4 protein-coding genes are annotated in these 3150 nt (G+C 73.8%); all 4 read right to left on the bottom strand.

Annotated features, from left to right (window positions below):
• Positions 1 to 356 (bottom strand): glycosyltransferase (locus V8688_RS31720; RefSeq protein ID WP_342802355.1); only part of this gene is annotated, 356 nt, incomplete at its 3' end.
• 1 nt (position 357) lies between these two features.
• A complete protein-coding gene (locus tag V8688_RS31715) occupies positions 358 to 1104 on the bottom strand; it encodes a DUF3153 domain-containing protein (RefSeq protein WP_218715920.1) in 747 nt (248 codons plus the stop codon).
• Between the two features lie 158 nt (positions 1105 to 1262).
• Positions 1263 to 2021, bottom strand: coding sequence for a carotenoid biosynthesis protein (locus tag V8688_RS31710; protein ID WP_255586532.1), 759 nt, complete (start codon positions 2019 to 2021; stop codon positions 1263 to 1265).
• Between the two features lie 265 nt (positions 2022 to 2286).
• Positions 2287 to 3150: NAD(P)/FAD-dependent oxidoreductase (locus V8688_RS31705; protein WP_342802354.1), on the bottom strand; the 864-nt coding region annotated here is incomplete at its 5' end.

Here is a 3150-nt window from a genome sequence, read left to right as displayed (position 1 = left end):
GCGGCGGCCTTGCCGGTCCAGCCGGGCGCCGGGTGGGCGGCCGAGCGCAGCACGGTGAACCGATCGTCACCGCCGATCGCGGCCGAGGCGGCTTCGTAGGTGTGGTCGGTGGAGGCGTCGTCGAGGATCAGTACGCGCAGCCGGGGGACGCCGGTCTGGGCGCGCAGGTCGCCGATCAGCTCGGGCAGGCGCTCGGCTTCGTCGCGGGCGGGCACGCAGACGGTCACCGGTTCGATCACCCCCGCCACCCGGCGCGGCAGGCTGCGCAACGTGACCAGGTTGTAGGCGGCGGTGGTCGCGCCCAGCGCGGCGAGACCGGTGCCCGCCCAGGTCAGGTAGCGGCCCGCCGCGCCCATGTCAGCGGCCCAGCCTGCGGCTGGCGATCTCGCGCCACATCTCCTGCGGCGAGAAGCCGCCGCGCGGCGCGTTCGGCGGGCCGGGGTTGCGGTCGCGGAAGGCCAGACCGGCGATCAGCGCGGCGACGGCGAGGGTGATGCCGCCGACGATGCCCGCCCAGCCGGCGAAGGAGCGGGTGTTCGGGTCGGCGTACTTCACCTCGGCGCGCAGGGTCGAGGTCTCGCCCGCGGGCAGCTTCCAGGACACGGTGTTGTCGCCCTCGCGGGTGCCGTTGGTCTTGGCGACGCGGGCCGGGAACGCGATGGAGAACTGCACGTCCGAGCCGTGCGGCGGCACCGACTCCAGGTCGACGCGGCCCTTGAGGCTCACCAGATCGCCGGTGCGCTGGAACTCGAGGGTGAACATGCCCTGGGTCTGATCCGACAGGCCGCCGAGCTGGCCGACCTCGCCGAAGGACAGGTCGTCGAAGAACACCTGGGTGCCGACGAAACCGTCCTGGTTGTAGTTCTCGACGCGCACTTTCGCCGCCAGCTGGTCCGGCGCCTCGAGCTGCGGGCCCTTGTCGGTGGGGCCGGTCGGCACCACCGCGGCGACGATCCGTCCCGACACCCGGTCGTTGGACGACACGCCCATCGACACCTGCACGCGCAGGCACCCGGCCAGGGCGGGCACCAGCATCGCCAGCAGGACGGCGACGGCCGTGACGCGCCGGGTACGCGCGGAGCGACGCGGTGAAGGAGCGGGCATGTCGGCGACGAGACTCGGCTGCACGGATGTCATCGTGCCAGGCCCGGGCCCGAGAACCCACACGACGGGCCCACCGGGGGTGCCGAACAGGCGATTCGTCGTCGAATCGCGCGTGCGGCGGGGCGGACGCGGCGCCGGTCAGCCCGCTGTCGGGTACGTCAGGCCGTGCGGTCGCCGTGTCGCGCGAACCCGCGTAGCAGCAGCGGGATGCCGAGGGAGGCCAGGCCGAGGAACCCCCAGATCGCCGAGGCGGGTAGCCCGAGGAACACCGCGTGGGCCAGGGCCGAGCCGAGCCAGGTCCAGCCGAACACCGCCACCGGAACCGCCACCGACGGATCGTGGGCGGGCGGTACCCGCCGGTCGAGCACGGTCAGCAGCACCGCCATCAGCGTGGCGACCAGCGCCCAGCCGAGGTAGTTGGTGTACGGGATCTGGGGGAGTGCGGGCAGCCCCGCATCGGTGACGGCCCAGGTCCACTGGCCGTCGGCCACCATCTGCGGATCGAGGAACAGATCCCAGCCGACCGCGCCGACGACGAACAGTCCGCCGCGACCCCACGCCCGCGACGCGATCAGTCCCGCCACGATCCAGATCGGATACAGCCCGCCGGTCCACGCCAGCGGGACCACCAGTGGCACCTCGGCGAGCGCGGGCCCGATCCGGTCGACGGCATAGGCGTAATCGCCGAACGGAAACCCGGTCGCCGTGCCGACGATCTCGGCGGCGAGCCCGAGCCCGGACACGATGACGAAGAACCCGATGGCCCAGCGCGCGCCGCGGGTCGTCGCCGCGTGCAGGAGGGCGGTCGCCGCCGACAGTGCGACGACGACGATCGTGATCCGGTCACGCATGGTGCCCGCACTCAACGGATAGGCGATCTGCGCCAGGACCAGCAGGATCGCCGTGGCCGTCGGCAACGCGCGCGACGGCTCGGTGCGTAACCATCGACCGAACGCCGCCGCGCCCCGGCCCGGCTGGTCCGCGAGCCACCGAGGGTGCCGGGTATCGATCACCGGTTCCGCCTGCCGATCGACGACCTCGAACCACGCGCCGCCGTCACCGAAGTCTCGTCGCCGCGCTCCAGCGCGCACCGCACCGCTGGCAGCCGATACCGCCGTCGTCGCGACGGGATCCGCCGCGACGATGCCGGGCCGCACGAGAACGACACGGCGAGTCCAGGTCTCATCGCCCGCGCGCGAACGGGAACCGGCGGATCCGGCGATCGCCGAGGACGAGCCGAGCGGCGCTGCGGCCGCTGGCCCCGGACACACCGCCGCCGGGATGGGTCGACGCGCCCGTCAGGTACAGGCCGGGCGCGCCCGGCACCCGCTGTCCCGACAACTCCGGCAGCGGCCGCCACAGCATCATCTGATCCAGCGACATCTCGACATGCATGACATTGCCGCCGCGCAACCCCATCTCGCGTTCCAGGTCGACCGGCGTCTGCACGAACCGCTGCCGCACCGACGAGGCGAAGCCGGGGGCGTACCGCTCGACCTCGGCGACGATCCGGTCCGCCTCGCGCTCGCCGTGCTCGGCCCAGTCGCTGCCGTCGGCGAGCGCGTAGGGATGCCACTGCGCCCACAGCGACAGCTGGTGCTCGCCGGGCGGCGCGATGGTGGGATCGAGCGCGCTGAAGCTCATCGCCAGCACCACCGGCCGGGGCGGCAGCGCACCACCGAGGGCCGCGCCGTGCGCGCGCCGCAGCTGGTTGCGGTCGGCGACGAGGAACTGCAGTCCGCGCGCGGATTCGGCGGGGCAGGCGCCGGGGTAGTCCGGGAGCCGGTCGGTGGCCAGGCGCACCACCATGCCGATGCCGGGGCCGACCCGGATCCGGCGCTGCCAGTCGTCCAGGGTGGCCGCGTCGAAATCGCCTGCCCGCAGCAGTTCCAGGGTCGCCAGGATGTGCGAGCCGGCGATCACGGTGTCGGCGTGCAGGTCCCGGCCCGCGGCGGTGCGCACCCGCCAGCCGTCGCCGATCCGGCGCAGGGCGGTGACGGCGTCGCCGGTGTGCAGCTCGCCGCCGTCGGCGCGCAGCCGGGCGAT

This window comes from Nocardia sp. No.11 (genome assembly GCF_038752175.1).
GTDB lineage: Bacteria > Actinomycetota > Actinomycetes > Mycobacteriales > Mycobacteriaceae > Nocardia > Nocardia canadensis.
This window is presented reverse-complemented; position numbering and strand designations above follow the sequence as displayed.

Bases quoted from the DNA above. Each gene is read 5' to 3' on its own strand.
- V8688_RS31715 (WP_218715920.1), bottom strand. From the start codon at position 1,104: ATGCCCGCTCCTTCACCGCGTCGCTCCGCGCGTACCCGGCGCGTCACG.